The organism is Microvirga sp. BSC39 (assembly GCF_000739015.1).
In the GTDB taxonomy this organism is placed as follows: Bacteria; Pseudomonadota; Alphaproteobacteria; order Rhizobiales; family Beijerinckiaceae; genus Microvirga.
This window is the reverse complement of the sequence record NZ_JPUG01000078.1, coordinates 352,055-367,875: the sequence shown is the minus strand read 5'-3', so window position 1 is coordinate 367,875 and position 15,821 is coordinate 352,055. Positions and strand designations below refer to the sequence as shown.

General features: G+C 61.2%; 20 protein-coding genes. 4 read left to right on the top strand and 16 right to left on the bottom strand.

Annotated elements, in window-relative coordinates; all coding sequences use genetic code 11:
* Positions 1–4: 4 nt before the first annotated feature.
* The 16 genes from MA07_RS25800 to flgF form a co-directional block, all read right to left on the bottom strand.
* A complete protein-coding gene (locus tag MA07_RS25800; protein WP_036358883.1) occupies positions 5–388 on the bottom strand; it encodes a response regulator in 384 nt (127 codons plus the stop codon).
* Positions 389–438: 50 nt separating this feature from the next.
* Positions 439–888, bottom strand: a complete 450-nt coding sequence (locus MA07_RS25795) for a hypothetical protein (protein WP_244445352.1) — start codon at positions 886–888, stop codon at positions 439–441.
* Positions 885–1,229: a flagellar protein FlgN gene (locus tag MA07_RS25790; protein ID WP_036358880.1), complete on the bottom strand. Its 345-nt coding sequence runs from the start codon at positions 1,227–1,229 to the stop codon at positions 885–887. Before MA07_RS25790 ends, MA07_RS25795 begins: the two co-directional genes overlap by 4 nt.
* A gap of 40 nt (positions 1,230–1,269) precedes the next feature.
* Positions 1,270–1,773 carry a rod-binding protein gene (locus MA07_RS25785; RefSeq protein ID WP_052003537.1) on the bottom strand — a complete coding sequence of 168 codons (504 nt, stop codon included), beginning with the start codon at positions 1,771–1,773 and terminating at the stop codon, positions 1,270–1,272.
* Positions 1,774–1,820: 47 nt separating this feature from the next.
* Positions 1,821–2,219 (bottom strand): hypothetical protein, encoded by a 399-nt coding sequence (locus MA07_RS25780; RefSeq protein ID WP_036358876.1) that lies wholly within the window; start codon positions 2,217–2,219, stop codon positions 1,821–1,823.
* Positions 2,220–2,223: 4 nt separating this feature from the next.
* The gene (gene fliR / locus MA07_RS25775) at positions 2,224–2,979 is read right to left on the bottom strand and encodes a flagellar biosynthesis protein FliR (RefSeq protein WP_036358872.1); all 756 of its coding nucleotides are present in this window, start codon (positions 2,977–2,979) and stop codon (positions 2,224–2,226) included.
* Positions 2,976–5,051: a flagellar biosynthesis protein FlhA gene (gene flhA / locus MA07_RS25770; protein WP_036358870.1), complete on the bottom strand. Its 2,076-nt coding sequence runs from the start codon at positions 5,049–5,051 to the stop codon at positions 2,976–2,978. Before flhA ends, fliR begins: the two co-directional genes overlap by 4 nt.
* A 127-nt stretch (positions 5,052–5,178) precedes the next feature.
* A complete protein-coding gene (locus MA07_RS25765; RefSeq protein WP_036358867.1) occupies positions 5,179–5,445 on the bottom strand; it encodes a flagellar biosynthetic protein FliQ in 267 nt (88 codons plus the stop codon).
* Position 5,446: 1 nt separating this feature from the next.
* Positions 5,447–5,842: a flagellar hook assembly protein FlgD gene (gene flgD / locus MA07_RS25760; protein WP_036359264.1), complete on the bottom strand. Its 396-nt coding sequence runs from the start codon at positions 5,840–5,842 to the stop codon at positions 5,447–5,449.
* A gap of 15 nt (positions 5,843–5,857) precedes the next feature.
* Entirely contained in the window at positions 5,858–6,274 is a 417-nt protein-coding gene (gene flbT, locus MA07_RS25755) for a flagellar biosynthesis repressor FlbT (protein ID WP_036358864.1), read from the bottom strand.
* The gene (gene flaF, locus MA07_RS25750) at positions 6,271–6,618 is read right to left on the bottom strand and encodes a flagellar biosynthesis regulator FlaF (RefSeq protein ID WP_036358861.1); all 348 of its coding nucleotides are present in this window, start codon (positions 6,616–6,618) and stop codon (positions 6,271–6,273) included. Before flaF ends, flbT begins: the two co-directional genes overlap by 4 nt.
* Before the next feature lie 15 nt (positions 6,619–6,633).
* The gene (locus tag MA07_RS28205) at positions 6,634–7,983 is read right to left on the bottom strand and encodes a flagellar hook-associated family protein (protein WP_052003536.1); all 1,350 of its coding nucleotides are present in this window, start codon (positions 7,981–7,983) and stop codon (positions 6,634–6,636) included.
* A 2-nt stretch (positions 7,984–7,985) separates the two neighbouring features.
* Positions 7,986–9,449 carry a flagellar hook-associated protein FlgK gene (gene flgK, locus MA07_RS25740; RefSeq protein WP_036358858.1) on the bottom strand — a complete coding sequence of 488 codons (1,464 nt, stop codon included), beginning with the start codon at positions 9,447–9,449 and terminating at the stop codon, positions 7,986–7,988.
* A 32-nt stretch (positions 9,450–9,481) separates the two neighbouring features.
* On the bottom strand, positions 9,482–10,972 hold the full coding sequence (locus MA07_RS29255; RefSeq protein ID WP_036358855.1) for a flagellar hook protein FlgE: 1,491 nt from the start codon (positions 10,970–10,972) through the stop codon (positions 9,482–9,484).
* A 93-nt stretch (positions 10,973–11,065) separates the two neighbouring features.
* Positions 11,066–12,388: a flagellar protein export ATPase FliI gene (gene fliI, locus MA07_RS25730; RefSeq protein WP_036359258.1), complete on the bottom strand. Its 1,323-nt coding sequence runs from the start codon at positions 12,386–12,388 to the stop codon at positions 11,066–11,068.
* 8 nt (positions 12,389–12,396) lie between these two features.
* On the bottom strand, positions 12,397–13,122 hold the full coding sequence (gene flgF / locus MA07_RS25725; protein ID WP_036358852.1) for a flagellar basal-body rod protein FlgF: 726 nt from the start codon (positions 13,120–13,122) through the stop codon (positions 12,397–12,399).
* Positions 13,123–13,334: 212 nt separating this feature from the next.
* Here flgF and motA point away from each other — a divergent pair, with 212 nt between their 5' ends.
* Genes motA through fliN form a run of 4 tightly spaced genes read left to right on the top strand, consistent with a single transcriptional unit; the run spans position 13,335 to position 15,812 of the window.
* Entirely contained in the window at positions 13,335–14,216 is an 882-nt protein-coding gene (motA, locus tag MA07_RS25720; RefSeq protein WP_036358848.1) for a flagellar motor stator protein MotA, read from the top strand.
* A 3-nt stretch (positions 14,217–14,219) separates the two neighbouring features.
* Positions 14,220–15,149 carry a FliM/FliN family flagellar motor switch protein gene (locus MA07_RS25715; protein ID WP_036358845.1) on the top strand — a complete coding sequence of 310 codons (930 nt, stop codon included), beginning with the start codon at positions 14,220–14,222 and terminating at the stop codon, positions 15,147–15,149.
* The gene (locus tag MA07_RS25710; protein ID WP_052003535.1) at positions 15,133–15,444 is read left to right on the top strand and encodes a hypothetical protein; all 312 of its coding nucleotides are present in this window, start codon (positions 15,133–15,135) and stop codon (positions 15,442–15,444) included. Before MA07_RS25715 ends, MA07_RS25710 begins: the two co-directional genes overlap by 17 nt.
* An 11-nt stretch (positions 15,445–15,455) precedes the next feature.
* On the top strand, positions 15,456–15,812 hold the full coding sequence (fliN, locus tag MA07_RS25705) for a flagellar motor switch protein FliN (protein ID WP_052003534.1): 357 nt from the start codon (positions 15,456–15,458) through the stop codon (positions 15,810–15,812).
* Positions 15,813–15,821: the final 9 nt, after the last annotated feature.

The window sequence follows — 15,821 nt, the reverse complement described above, 5'->3', positions numbered from 1 at the left end:
GATGTCACGCTGAATGGGAGACAGGGAGGACGCCAAGTTCCTGGAACTTGGCTGCGAGGATATCCCGGTCGAACGGCTTCATGATGTACTCGTTCGCTCCGGCATCCAGAGCTCGCGTGATATGATCGAGATCGTTCTCCGTCGTGCAGAACACGACCTTCGGGACCTGTCCCTCGGGCGTTGCACGCAGGTGCTTGAGGAAGCTGTACCCGTCCATGACGGGCATGTTCCAGTCGAGGAGGATCACGTCAGGCATTTCCGCCCGGCACGCCTGGAGCCCTACCTCGCCGTTCTCCGCCTCCGCCACCCGAAAGGACAATCCTTCGGCGATCTCGCGGGAGACTTTCCGGATGACGCGGGAGTCATCAATGATCAAGCAATAACTCATTTAAAAAATTCCTGTCCCTGGCGGCCGGCTCCTGGCGGAGCGCATGCCGGCTAGGAGCGAATGGCGGACTTGTCGACGAAGTTGAAATTTTCGACCAGGATTTCCTTGACGATCTCGGCACCCAGGCGCTTGTTGATCTTGTCTCGAACGTTGCCGATCATCCCATTGACGTTGTACCGGGACAGTTTTCTGAAATCGAGGGTCTCGTCGGCATAGACGTATCGGAAGACTTCGTCCTGGATGAAGGCTTCCGGTGGAATCGAGATCTCCCGCAGCGTCTTGGCGTCGGCCGTGAAGACCAAGTTGGCGATCACGTATCCCTGGACGGCTCCCTCGGCGATCACCGGGATGTTCATCGGCGGCAGCTTCTTGTACTGCAGGCCTTCATAACTTCCCTTGTGCTCGACTGGCGCCTTTCCGACAGTCCAGGTGACCGCCGCATAGCACGAGGCCAGCGTGACGGCACAGACCCAGAAGCCCGCCATGACGTTCTTGATCATGCGCCGTAACCTGCCTTTGCGACATGAGCCGAATAGGTGCTGTCGGACTCAGCCTTCTGGATTGCGGTCGAGATGATGCTTGCGACCTCCTGCACGGCATGCATGTGGCGCCGGAGGATATCCTGGTTCTGCTCGATCTTCCCCTGCAAATTCTGCAGGCGTCTGGTCGCATCGGGATCCAGAGCACTGATCTCGGCCGTCCGGACGATCCGGCTGATTTCGAGCAGGCACTGGCTCTTGCGGCGGTTGAACTCATCCAGATTGGAGAGATCCCGCGCCAGGAGCGCCGATGTTTCCATGTCGAGCGTCTCTTCAAGGCGATCCAGCGATTTCATCAGCATGGGCATGTTCCTTTGTTCGAATGATCTCTCGCGGCCGACGCTAAACCTTGCCGAGCAGGGTGCTCATAGACTGGACTGGCATCTGCGGTGCGACTGCGGATGGGCCTTGCTTGCGCGCATCGAGAAGCCTCTCGGCAATTCCGATACCGCCGGCCTTCGACAGCTGCCCGCCGATCTGTTCCGCCAGCATCGATTTCCAGATCGAGCCCGCATTGCCCTTGCCATAGGTATTCTCGGCATCCTTGGGCAGCATCGACTCGACGAAGGTCTGCAGGATATAGGCCTCGAATTCCTGATGCGCCTTGCGCACCTTCCCGGCGTTCACGGTCTCGGCATCGTTGCGCAGCGAGTTGCGGATGGAATAGATGTCGGCGCCGGGCATCATAAGGGGCTTGTCCGCGGCTTCCTTCACGGCGTCGTCGAAGCTCGCTCCCTCCGCAGGCGAGGCGCCCTCCATGAGCTTGCGGGAGGCGGCCTGAAGGCGGGTCGGGTCGGCTGCTCTTGCAACGTCGTTGATAATGTCTGAGGGCGGGCTGATCGCCATCGCGTCACTCTCGGTTCTTGCGTTCGGCCTTTTCTACATCGGCTAGCTTACGGGAAGCTTGCGCTGCCGCCCTTCGCCAGGGTCTCAAGGATCGAAGCCAGATCCTTCTTCTCCGTTTCACGCCGGTTCTGATCCCTCATGTTCGTCAGCATCTTCTCCGTCCGCTTCGCCTGCATGGCCTTCTCGAAAGCAACCGCTTTCTGCGCAACCTTCGCCTTCTCGACGTGCCCTTCCTGCGTCGACAGGGCCTGCAGTCGCTTGGCGGCCACATCCACGAACAATCCGTGCAGCGTGTCGTGATCGTTCATCGAGTGAATGATCGCCTCCTGCGCCGTCCGCAGCTCTGCAGCTTCCCTTTCCAGAAGCGAGACCTTCAGCTCCGCCTCCTGCTTGAGGCGCTCCTGGACCTTCAGGATACGGTCGATCTTGCGAATGCGCTGTTTCATGTAGTTACCCGTTTCGGAGCCAGGTGGAAAACGCATCCATGAAGAGGAGAACGTAATCCTGGGCGGCGAAGTACATGATGAACAGGCCGCCGAGCATGATGAAGGGCGTTGCCAGGAAGTAGACCGGGATCTGCGGCGTCAGTTTGTTGGTGAGCCCCACCGCCAGGTTGACGATGACCGAATAGAGAATGAAGGGGCTGCTGATCCTGAGGGCCAGAACGAAGGCCGCGGCGATCTGGTCCACCAGCTGAGTCAAGGACAGGCGCGCCCCAAATCCTTCGCCTATCGGCAATCGCGTATAGGATTCCACCAGACCGCGGTAGAGCTCCCAGTGCAGATCAGAGAAGAACAGGATCGCGGTTGCCGCCATCATGATGAAGGAGCTGATCGGCGGAAGGGGCTCGGATTCGTCGATGGGCGTGCCAGGCATGCCGCCGAGGCCCAGCGCCATGGCAACGGCGCCCAGCATCGTCTGCAGGGCCAGAAAGTAGACACGCCCCAGCAGACCGATCAGAAGGCCTGTCAGCAATTCGGACCCGATCGAGGCGAGCATCGTGGCGGGCACGAGCGCCGTCACCCCATCGCGCAGCTTCGTCAGAAGGACCGGGGCCAAGGCGAGGCTCGTGGTCAGGGCGATGAACAGGCGGACTTGAAGCGGGATCCGGAAGCTCGAGAAGCCGGGGGCGATGAGCAGGCAGCCGCCAACCCGGCAGAAGATCAGGAAGATCCCGAGCAGGATCTCGGAGGAGGCCTGGGTCACGAAACCGTACCGAGGGAATTGACCTCCACGCCGCGCGCGATTTCCAGGTGGGACAGCACGGGCAGTGAGGAGAACATGCGCTCGATGATCATCCGCACATAGGGACGCGCGTCCGGCGCGGTCACGATGGCGAAGGTCTGAACCTGCCCCATCCGGGCTTTGATCGCCTCGGACGCCTCGGTGCCGAACTGTTCGACCAGACGCGGATCGATATCGAACTCGACCACGTCGCCCTTTGCGTCCCGCTTCAGGCTCTGGTGGAAGGCGATGTCCCACTTGTTGCCCAGACGCAGCACGTTGAGGGCGCCCCCTTCTGCCAGATCACCGCAGATCTGCTGGGCGATGCGCACCCGCACATGCTCCACCAACTGCTCGGCCCGCCGCGCATGCGGGGCGATCTCGGCAATCGCTTCGAGGATGAGGCTCAAGTTGCGGATCGAAACCCGCTCCGCCAACAGGAGCTTCAGCACGGCCTGGAGGCCCGAGTAGGAGATCTGCGAGGGGCAGATGTCGTCGAGAAGCCGCTTGTACTCGCTGTCCAGGCCGTCCAGAAGATTGCGGACGTCCTTGTAAGAGAGAAGCTGCGGAAGGTTGTTGCGGATCACCTCGCTCAGGTGGGTGAGGAGGACCGAAGCCCCGTCAACTGCCGTGAAGCCCTGCCGCTTGATCTCGTTCACATAGACGTCGGAGATCCATAGGGACTTCATGCCGAAGGCAGGCTCGCGCACCTCGTCGCCCGGCACGTCCGGCATCGGGCCGTCGCCCAGCACCACGAGAAGATCGCCCGGCCGGATCTCCTGCGTCGCCACCACGGTGCCGTGGATCTTGATCTGATAGCTCTTCGGCGGGATCAACAGGCTGTCGGAGAGTTTCACGTCCGGAAGGACGAAGCCATAATCCTGGGCGAACTTCTTGCGCATCTTGCTGACGCGATGCGCGAGATCCCCGTGCGAGCTTGCCAGATACGATGCGAGATGCTTGCCGAGGCACACCTCGATCTCGGCCAGCTTCAGGGACTCCTTCACCGAATCGCGGGACTCCAACAGGTTCTTCTGCTCCTCCTCGGCGACTTTGGCCTTGACCTTTGCTTCCTGATCGGCCCGCTGCTTCGGGATCACATAGGCGATGAAGGCCATGCAGCCGCCCAGCAGCAGGAAGGGAATCATGGGCAGCCCAGGCATGATGGCGAAGACGAACATCAGGGCGGACGCCACCATGAGCGCGCGCGGATAGGCTCCTAGCTGATCGAGAACCGCCTGCTGCGCCTGACCGCGCGTGCCGCCCTTCGAGACGAGAAGGCCAGCCGCGAGGGAAACCACCAGGGCCGGGATCTGGCTGACGAGGCCATCGCCCACGGAGAGCTGCGTGAACACGTCGGCCGCTTTGGACAGCGGCATGCCATGCCGGGTCACCCCGATGATGATCCCACCGAAGATGTTGACCGCAATCGTGATCAGGCTTGCGATGGCCTCGCCCCGGACGAACTTGGAGGCACCGTCCATGGAGCCGAAGAAGGCGCTTTCCTCCTCGAGTTCCCGCCGCCGCCTCTGGGCTTCCTTCTCGTCGATCAGGCCCGCCGACAGATCCGCGTCGATCGCCATCTGCTTGCCGGGGATGGCATCGAGGGTAAAGCGGGCGCCGACCTCCGCGATACGGGTAGCGCCCTTGGTGATGACAAGGAAGTTGACGGTAATGAGGATGATGAAGACGACGATACCGATGACGAAGTCGCCGCTCATCACGAATTGGGAGAAGCCGCTGATCACGTGCCCGGCTGCATCGACGCCTTTGTGACCGTCGGATAGGATCAGGCGGGTCGATGCGATGCTCAAGGCAAGGCGCAACAGTGTCGCAATGAGAAGGACTGTCGGGAAGGCCGAAAATTCGAGAGGCTTCTGAATCCAGAGAGCCACCATCAGGATCAGGACCGACATGGCGACCGAGAGGGCGAGACCCATGTCGATCAGCAGGGGAGGAATCGGCAGGAACAGAATGGCGAGAATGGCCACCACGCCGCCGGCGAAAGCCAGATCCCTGCTGCGGCCGAGCGCTGTAGTTTGAACTGCTTCCATGTGCCTGTCAGCTCACCGATTGAACGTTGAACCTGACAGATGCACCACGAAGCTTGCGCGGAGGTCGCAAGCTTTCATTCAGCAGGAGATTGCTGCTCCCTCTGACCGGCCTAGGGCAAGGCCGCCGCTAGAACCCTGTTACAATCCGGCCGTAGACGAGTTCCGTGAACGCGAAGATCTGGGAGCCGACGAAGGAGCCCGTCACAAGCGCGACGACGAGGATCGCAATGATCTTCGGAATGAACGTGAGGGTGACCTCCTGGATCTGGGTCAGCGCCTGGACCAGGGCGATGACGATGCCGATGACCATGGCGGCTGCCACGGCCGGTCCTGCTCCGATGATGACGGTCCAGATCGCTGCGCGGACCAGTTCCAGGGCGTCGACTTCATTCATGTCAGCTCACCACGATGCCTGGGCCGAGCAAGACGTTGTCGCCGCTTGTCAGCCGGGCGACCGCTCCCTCGTTGGTGATGACCACCGAGTTCACCTGTCCGGAGATCTTGCCGTCGGCCGTCGTCACGGTCCGGCCGATGACGCCATCGGCCTGGGACAGAGCCGACGATGCCAGCAGCGCATCGAGCTTGGCGTTGCTCTGAACCGACTGCTCCACCTGGGAGAAGGTAGCCAGCTGTGCCATGTACTCGGTGGACTTCATGGGCTCCGTCGGGTCCTGATTTTTCATCTGGGCCATCAGGAGCTTTAGGAAGTTGTTGTAGGTCGCGGTGGCGGTCGATTGGCTGGTCGCAGCCTGCCGACTCGCGATCGGCGACGCAACGGAGGTCACGTTCATCATAAGGCTCCCGGGTTAAGCGGCCTGAACCGCTGCAGCGACTGGGGCGACAGAGCGCTCCTCCGGCTCGAACAGAGTCCGGATGACCTTGAGGGCCTCGAAGATCCGGTCGGCTTCGACCAGATCGCCGGCCCTGCGAAGCGCTTCCCGCGCGGGCTCGTCCGTCGTGATCAGCAGGATCGAGTCGTACAGCTTGCGGAAGGCGCCCATGACCTTTTCGGCGTCCTGAGGATTGATCAGGATGGACTGCGCGACGAAGTAGAGCTGGCGCATCGGCGTGGTCGCCTCCGTGACCTGAAGCACGTGACTCTCCAGGAGGAAGCGCGCCTCGTTCAAGAGGCTCAAGGTGACCTTCTGGCTCACCGTGAGAACCGCGCCGTTGATGAAAATCCGCTCACCCGCCTTGAGGGAAAACCGCATCTTCGCTTTCATTTCAGGCCTTCCTGGATCATGGCATTGATATCAATCAGAGCTTCGAGATTGTTGTGTTCGCCTCTGACCACGCGATCGGATTCACGCATGACCCAGAGGCCGATGGAGATGAGCTGGCCCTTCAGCTTGTCCGGAAGACCGTTGTCGGGATGACCGATATCCTTGATCAGGAAGGTCCAGAGCCGCTGAACGAACACGATGGCCTCGAGCATCTCCAGGGATTGGGACGGCTTGCCGTTGACCGCCTTCATCTTGGCGATGGCCTGGTCGAAAAGCTGGTACTCGCGGTCGCGGCAATCTCTGGAGGAGTCCTCAATAACTTCGGCGTAGGAGAAACGGTACATACTTCACTCCACCCATTACAAATAGTTGATCAGGCTCATGGTCTTGAGCTGTGCGGTCAGGGAGTAGGACGTCTGGATCTGCGTCATCAGACGATCGACCCTGATCTTCGCCTCGGCCGGATCGACCGCCTCCAGATGGATGATCTTCTCGTCGAGGATATCCTTCTGCAGGCTCATCCGCTCGTCAGCCTCCTCGACCTTCTCCTGAACGGCCCCAAGCCTGGCCTGCATGGTGGTCACGCCGGTGGTAGCCTCGGAGAAGGTCGCGATTGCCTTGGTGACGAGAGCTTCCCTTGTTTTCTCACCAAGCCGATCGAGACCGAGGTCGAACATCATCGTGTAGGCCATCGTCATCTTCCGAATGCCCTGGTCGTTGGCATTGGCCGATGCCTCGACCTTCTCTCTCAGAGAGATCTTGCTTTGGATGTTCTGACTCGATGCATTCGACCAATCCTGCCAGTTGGCTCCTTCGAAAAGGGCCGTGAAAGGACCATCCAGGAATGTCTTCATATCATCCGGCGTGATCGTCGGTACGGCAGCATCATCGATTCCGAAGCCGAAGGTCGACCTGAACGCCGAGGCAACGGCCGCTTGAGGGCTTCGCGTGACGGATCCCAGGACTGGAACCGCGGTGCCATCCATATCCGTGAACGAGCCGGTCACGTCTGTCTTGCCCGTCGGATCGGTCGACTTCAGCACGAGGGTTCCGGTGACCGGATCCCGGGAAGCCTCGACGCCGCTGAGGGTGCTGGCCGCGACCGCTGCATTGATCGACGTAACGAGGTCGTCGACCGTGGTCTCCGTAGTAACATTGAAAACCTGGTCCGGTGTGCCGCCAACACTGAACCTGATTACATCGCCGTTCGACAAGCCTGATACGGGAATGCTGACGTTCGGGCGCAGGGGAGGTGTTCCGCCCGCATAGTCGTTGAGCGGCTTCTCCTGCGAATTGATCCCCCCGAAGATGTATTGGCCACCCGCCGTGCTGTTCATCGACGAGATCAGGTTCTGGAGATTGGCTTTCGCCTGGTACATCAGCGTCGGGATGCTGGATGAACTCAGCGGCGTCGCAATCAGCGCATCCATGAACTTGTCGCCATTCGAGCGGACCTGATCGAGGGCCGTCGTGCTCGACTTCATCCGGAGCAGGATCGAGGCATTGCTGTCGACGAGAGCGTCGATCTCGGCGCGATCCTGGCGCAGGGACAGGGTCTGGCCGGTCTTGTAGCCGAGCTTCAGGCCCACATCCGACTCGCGCCCGGTGACAAGCTCCTTGTTCGCCTTCACGAGCCCTGTCTGCAGCTTGTCGAGCGATGTCTTGGATGAATTCCAGAGCGCCAGCGTCGAGACAAAAGTCGTTCTCATGATTAGCCCACCACGCTGAGGAGTGTCTTGAGCATCTGGTCGATGACGGAGAGCAGCTTGGCCGAAGCGGAATAGGACTTTTCCAGCTGCAGCATGAGCGCGGTCTCGTCATCCATGTTCACGTCCGTCGCATTGGACAGCGCTTCGGATGCATGACCGAGAAGGGTCGTCTGGTATTCCACCCGCTGATGCGCGCTCTGACGTGTCGCCTCGAGCCAGCTGCCCGAGGAAGAGGCAAGGCTCAGAAGCGACGCCTGAGGACCGAATCCCAGACCGGAGTCGATCGGACGCTGAACCGACATGGCATCCACCAAGCCGGAGAGGCGGCCGGAGAACGCGGCATTTGCGCCGGCAGCACGGTTATAGGTGTAATCCGCCCCGTTGATGCCGCCATCGCGGATCAGCTCCAACCTGCCGCCTTCAGACGGGTTGATCGCAGAATTCACCCGAAGAACCCCGGCGAGACCCGTGGGAGCCGGCGCTCCGGGCACGCCTGTCGCACCCGGATAGGTGAAGATGCCCGGCCTGTCGGCCTTTGCCGGCACCGTCTGGTCCTTCTCCGCGAAGGCCTCAACGAGGGTGCGGGCGATCTCGTCGAGCTGCCCCTGGTACGTCACGGCGACGTCATCACGCAGCTGGGTGAGACCCGCGATATTGCCGGAATTCAGCGGCATCGGCGCCCCCGGTCCCGTGACGCGGATGCCGTCGATCAGCACATCCGCTCCCGTCACAGCAGGCCCGAACACCGTCGTCCGTGAGAAGGTCACGGTCCGCGGAGAGCGGTCGAAGAGCGGAACACCGCTGTCCGTGTAGAGCGCGACATCGTTGCCGGCGCGGGGAACGATCGTGATTCCGATCTCCTCGGACAGCTGCGCGATCAGGCTGTCGCGCTGATCCATCGCATCGCTCACGTCGGCCCCTAGAGCCGAGCCGCTCATTACCTGGTTGTTCGCCTTCTCGTATTTGAGAAGGAGGTCGTTGATGCGCGCAACCGAGTCCGCGATCTGGCCATCGGCCTCCAGACGGACGGCCTGGACCGTGGACGTCGCGTCGTTCAGGCTCGTTGCCATCTCCGTAGCAGCCTTAACGAAGGCCTGAGCGAGGTCGGGATTGTCCGGCGCATTCGCATAGAGCTGAAGCGCACTGTTCAGGGCGCCCATACGAGCCGCAGGCGATTGGTCGAGCTCCGTATCGCCAATGGTCGCGCTCAGCTTCTGCAGCCCTTCAAGCAGCGCCTTCTGGGTTGCGGCACTGGAAGTGGTTTCCAGCATCTTCGACAGCAGAGCGCTGTCGCTCGCCCGGAGCACCGTGATGCGGGCGAACCCGCCCGTCGTGGTGAGCGCCCCGATCTTACGGGAGTAGCTTGGGTCCGCAGCGCCAGCCGTATTGCGCGACACAACCGCCATCTGCGACTGCGACGCCTGGAGCGATGAACGTGCCGTGTTGTAGGCAACAGACAAAGACATGGATCAATAGCCCTAGGGCAAGAGAGTGCAGATTACCGCTTCAGATTCATCAGAACGTCGAGCAGTTCCGACCCGGTCTGGAAAACCTTCGAATTGGCCGTGTAGCTGGTCTGGGCCTCAATCATCGCCGTGAGCTCGGTGCCGATATCGACGTTCGACCCTTCCAGGGCTCCCGAAGCGATCGAGCCGAAGCCGGACATTTCCGGGAATCCGACCTGATAGCCGCCGGAGGCCGCCGTCGTCTCATAGACGTTGCCGGCTCGAGGGCTCAGATTGTCGGGGCTCGGGACCGTCGCGAGGGGGATTCGATAGGCGCCGACCCGGGTGCCGTCCTCATAGACCGCGTAGATCGTACCATCGGCGGCGAACTCGACGTCCTTGACGGCCGAGGGCGCATTGCCGTTGGAGCTGCCAGTGACGTTGTATTCGCCGGCGAGCTGCGTCATGCCCGCCATGTCGAGGCTGAACGCCTCACCACCAGGGATGTTGAAGCCGAGCACGCCCGATCCCATCAGCTTGCCGTTAGCATCGAAGTTCAGCTCCATCGCCGTCGTTCCCGTCAGGGGCGAGGCAGGATCGCTGCCGTTGAAGACGCTGATGGTCCAGGTATCCGCATCGATCTTGGAAAGAGCAATATCGATTTTGATTGGATTGCCGACCTTATCGTAAACCTGCAGCGACGATGCCTTGCTCACCGAGGTGAAGGATCCCGTCACACTCGTCGTGGTGGGTGAAACGCTCGATGTCAAGATCAGATCGCCGGCGGCATTCGTCGTGGCGTTGACTCCGCTGAGCGTGCCGGCGGTTACAGCGGCATTGATGGCTGTGGCGACTTCGGCAGGCGTCTTTTGCGTCGTAATGGGGAAGAACTGATCGGCACCGCCTCCGACGCTGAATGCGATCTGCGCGCCGCGGCTCACGGCGGGAGCCTCGAACCGAGTGCTGCCGGACACGGGCGGCGCAACGGTTGGAGGTGTTGGTATGCCGGTGGCGACTGCGATGGACTGACCGAAAGGAAGATTGCCCTTGAAGGTTCCCGCAGTCGACCCCGTCGCCTGCATGCCGAATGAGGCCATGTTGACCGGCTCGACGCCATCGAGGCTGTTCAGGGAAGGATCGACCGCGTTGGCTCCGAGCTTGTAGCCCATCAGGGTGAAGCCGGCTGCGTTGATCAGGTTGCCGGTTCGCCCGTCCTTCACGAAGTTGCCGGCGCGGGTGAGATAGGGAGAGCCGCTCGGATCGGTTACCACGAAGAAGCCATTGCCCGAGATCGCCAGATCCGATCCGGACGTTGTGTAGGCGATGGGACCTTGATCGGCGATGGTGTAGCGGACGCGGCTCGTAACGGAGCCGGAGTTATAGTTGCCTTCGCTCGAGGGCAGGATGAGCGACGAGAACTCCGTCGAGGCACGCTTGTAGCCGGTCGTGCTCGAGTTCTGGATGTTTTCAGCGACAGTCCCCAGCTTGTTGGACTGAGCGTTCATGCCAGAGACGCCGCTACGAAGAACGCCATAAAGACTCATGGATAGCTCCTAGATTTAAGCCTGAACTAAACACCACGACGCTTGTGCGAGGCTGTGTTGGTCGATGCTTTGGATTGGGTTGGAAGGGACATGCTATTGTCTCAGGATCTGGGCGAGATCCATGAAGGCGTCGCGGCTCGCCGGCATGGAGGGATCCTGCCGCAGAGCCTCGTAGATTTTTGGGACGAGCACCACGGCCTGATCGAGCTCCTGATCGTTGCCGGGGTGATATCCGCCCATGAGCCTGAGATCGCGCGTATCCTCGAATCGGGCGATGAGACTGCGCAGGCGACGGACGAGTTCCTTCTGATCGGTCGACCAGACATGATCGGCCAGTCGCGAGATGGAGCCGAGAACGTTGATGGCCGGATAGCGCCCCTGATCGGCGATGGCACGGTCGAGAACGATATGGCCGTCGAGCGTGCCACGGATGTTGTCAGCCACCGGGTCATTGTGATCGTCGCCGTCGATGAGCACCGAGAAGATGCCCGTGATCGCTCCCTTGCCCTCTTCTCCCGGCCCGGCGCGTTCGAGAAGGCGCGGCAGGTCGCTGAACACGCTGGGTGTATACCCACGCGCAACGGCGGGCTCGCCCGCAGCGAGCGCCACGTCGCGGGCCGCATGGGCATAACGGGTCACGGAATCGACGATGAGCAGAACCGATTCGCCGCAATCGCGGAAATACTCCGCCAGGGACACGGCCGTCCTCGGCGCCTGACGGCGCATCATCGGGCTCTCGTCGCCGGTGGAGACGACCATGATCGACTTGTGGAGATTGGCCTGGATCGGCCCCTCCAGGAACTCCCGGACCTCGCGCCCGCGCTCTCCGACCAACGCGACGACAATCGTATCGAAGCCGTCGCATTTCGCCAGCATGGTCAGGAGGGTCGACTTGCCGACGCCCGAACCGGCGAAGATGCCGATGCGCTGCCCCTTGCAGATCGGCGTGAACAGATCGATGGCCTTCACGCCGGTTCTAAGCGGCTCCTTGACCCGGGAGCGCAGCATGGCCGATGGAGGCTCGGCATCGTTCTGAACCGTTGTTGCGCCCGGAATGAGTGGACCTAATCCATCCAGAGGCTCTCCGAGGGCGTTGATCACCCTCCCGCGCCAGCTGTGATCGGGGCTTAAGCCCACATCACCTGCGAGGAAGGCCGGCATGCCGAGACCGGCTTCGATTCTTCCGTTGAAGGGTTTGACCGTGACGCCGCCACTGTCGATACGGACAATCTCGCCGATCTCGGTCTTGCCCTGAGCCGAGAACCCGACCCGATCCCCGAGCTTCACGAACTGCGACAAGCCGGAGACTCGATAATAGCTTGGCGTGACCTCGTTGATAACGCCGCTGATCCTGATCTTCCGTCGCGCCCCACCTTCGGTGAGAACAAACTCTTCGAGCGACTGCAGGGCGTTCATGGCAGCCATCAGGTGCTAGGCCCCAGGGTCTTGATCGCATCCATGAGCGTCGATTCGCTCTCCTGGATTGTCGTCGCCGCGCTCTCGAAGCTTCTCTGAACGGAAATCATCTTGGTCATTTCCAGAACCGGATTAACGTTAGACCCCTCGCTGTAGCCCTGCTGAATGCCGTTCGAGTTGAAGTCCTGAACGACAGCGCCGGGAATGTTCGAGATCACTCCCGAGTTTCCATAGCGGGTGAGCCTGGCGTCGGGGCTCAGGTTGAAGAGGCCGATGGCTCCGACCTGGTTGGTTCCCTGGCTGATCGTGCCGTCCCGGCTGATGACAGGAGTTCCCGCCATCGGGTCGAGGGCAATGGGCGCCCCGCCCGCATCGAGAACCTGAAAGCCCTCCACCGTCTGCAAATCGCCGTTCTCGTTCATCTTGAAGCGGCCGTCCCGGGTGTAGACAGGGCCGTTGGGCCCGCTGAAAGCGAACCAGCCCTCTCCCTGGATTGCCACATCGAGCGGATTCTCCGTCTTGATGATGGGGCCCGTGCGCCGTGACACAAAGTTCTGACCCGACGACGCAAATGAGACGTTCTCCTTCGCCGCCAGGGACAGGATCTCCTCGAACTTCACCTCGTCCGCGCGAAAGCCGCCCGTGTTGATATTGGCAACATTGTTCGCAATCGTGCTGAGGCGCTTTTCCATCGCCACTTGGGCGGACAGCGACACATAGAGCGAAGATTGCATCTGAACTCCTCCAGCCTGTGTCCCCATGGGACACCCGTGTCACCGGGTGGCGCGCCAGCCTTCCAGAGGCGGCAGCTGCAAGCCCGATGATCCATGCAGGATCCGTAGTCGAGCAGCCTTGCATGAAGCTTGCTCCCACGTTTCCAGCTTCGCGCAAGCCTCCGGGATTAGGACATCGTCAACAGGTTGAATTTCGATAGGGGACTAAGGCATTGGGCGTCTTGATCGGACTGGCAGTTGCCATCGGCTCGCTCGTCAGCGGCTATGTCGCCATGGGCGGGCATTTGGCTGTTATCTGGCAGCCTTGGGAATATGTGATCATCTGCGGCATCGCGATCGGCACCTTCATCATCGCCAATCCCATGTCCCTGGTGAAGGACACCGGGCGCGCTGCCCGTGAGGCGATCTCCGGTGCTGTCCCAAAGCGGGAACACTACCTCTCGATCCTTGGTCTCCTTTACGCCCTGATGCGCGAGCTGAAGAACAGGCCGCGCAACGAGGTCGAGGGGCACATCGATCAGCCGGAGGAATCGGAGATCTTCAAGTCCTTCCCGAGCGTCCTGAAGGACAAGGACCTGACACTCTTCATCTGCGACTATGCCCGCCTGATCATCATCGGCAATGCCCGCCCCCATGAAATCGAAGCGCTCATGGAGGAGGAGATCTCAACCCTCAAGCGCGATCGCACGAAGCCGTACTATTCTCTCAACACCGTTTCGGAAGCCCTGCCGGCACTCGGCATCGTGGCTGCCGTACTCGGGATCGTGAAGGCGCTGGGCGCCATCGACCAGTCCCCGGCGATCCTAGGGGGCCTGATCGCCTCGGCCCTCGTGGGAACCTTTGTCGGCATCTTCATCTCCTATGCGTTCCTGTCGCCGCTCGCCAACAAGGTCAAGGCGACGCGAGAGAAGCAGACCCGCGTCTACGTGATCGTGAAGCAGGCGCTCATCGCCTACATGAACGGCGCTCTGCCGCAGATCGCCGTCGAGCATGGCCGCAAGGGCATCTCGGTGGAATACCGCCCGACCATCGACGAGGTCGAGGCCGCCACCACGACCGGCGGTCGTTCCGAAGAGCTGAAAGAGGCGGCCTAACCGATGAGCGGCACACAAAGCGCCAACGACATTCGCGATATGCTGCTGGATTCGGCGGGCCTCTCGCTCGACCGCCTTCCGATGCTCCATGTCATCTTCGACCGCATGACCACGAGTTGCGCCGAGCATCTGCGCCACATGGCAGCCTCGCCCATGTACTACTCGCTCAGCGGCCTCGAGAGCGGGCGAGTCAGCGAAATCCTGGAGATGTACGAGGCCAACGCGGTCGCCGGCATCTTTCACGCGCCCGAGTGGGACAGCCATATCCTGATCGGGTTCGATCGCGACTTCATCTACACGATGGTGGAGGTGCTCTTCGGCTCCGACGGTTCGGAGGCGCCCGTCGAGGAGGCTCGCGGCTTCTCCACCATCGAGCTGCGGATGGCCCAGACCTTGTTCGAGCAGGTTGCCAAGGCGCTGCAGGCCTCGTTTGCACTGGTGGCCGATACCAAGTTCAAGCTCGAGCGCATCGAAACCCGCATGGACTTCGCGGTCATCGGGCGCCGGAACAATCAGGCTGTTGCTGCCAAGTTCCTGCTGCAGGCGCTCAACCGCGGCGGCGAGATGTTCGTGGTCATTCCGCAATCGGTCTTGAACCCGATGCGCAAGGTCCTCTCCCGCGTGGTCTCCAGCGAATCATCCGGCCGGGATCCGCGCTGGATGAAGCAGATCGCAACCGAGGTGAAGAAGACGGAAGTGACGCTGAAAGCGGTGCTCGAAGAGCGCTTCCTCTCCCTGGGCGAGATCGCAGACCTGAAGGTGGGCGACGTCATCGAGTTGCAGGCGACGCCGCGCAGCCGCGTCAAGCTCGAAGGCAACCACCAAGGCCTGTTCTGGTGCAATATCGGTCAGTCCGAAGGCACCTACGTCCTCAAGGTCGACGAACACATCGACCAAGAAAAGGAATTCCTTGACGATGTCCTCCCTCGCTAACATCATCCTCTTCTTGGCTCTCGTGACGACCAGCATCATGGTTGCTGTCATGTACGTGAAGCTCAGGAAACTCGACCGATATCACGCCGAGTATCAACAGATCTTCGACAGGACAGGGGAAGCCCTCAAGGGCGCTCAGACGGCCGTCATGAGCTTCGGAGCCGAGGGCAAGGAGACGCTCGCCATGCTCGGCGCGCGAATCGAGGAGGCCAAGGCGGTCGCGGCGCAGCTGGAGACCCTCACCCGAGAGGCAGGTCGGCAGACCCAGCCGCGTTCCAATTCTCTTAATTCGTAAGGTCGAATTCCATGACAAATCCCTTCGATAGCAAGCCTCAAGACAAAGCCGTCTGGCAGCAGGAGAGCGCCATCTCCTCGCAGGACGACAAGCTCGGCGGCGGCAGAAACCTGGATTCCATCCTGCGCATTCCGGTTACGATCCAGGTGGTTCTCGGCTCCGCGACGATGCCTGTCGCCAACCTGATGAAGCTCGGCAGGGGTGCCATCGTTCCGCTCGATCACCGCGTAGGCGAACCTGTCGACGTCGTCGTCAACGGCAGAATCATCGCCCGCGGCGAGGTGGTGGTTGTCGAAGACGACAATTCCCGCTTCGGGATCTCGCTCACCGAGATCGTCGGCCCTCCGAGCAACGATCTTAACGGCTGAAGTGGCGTT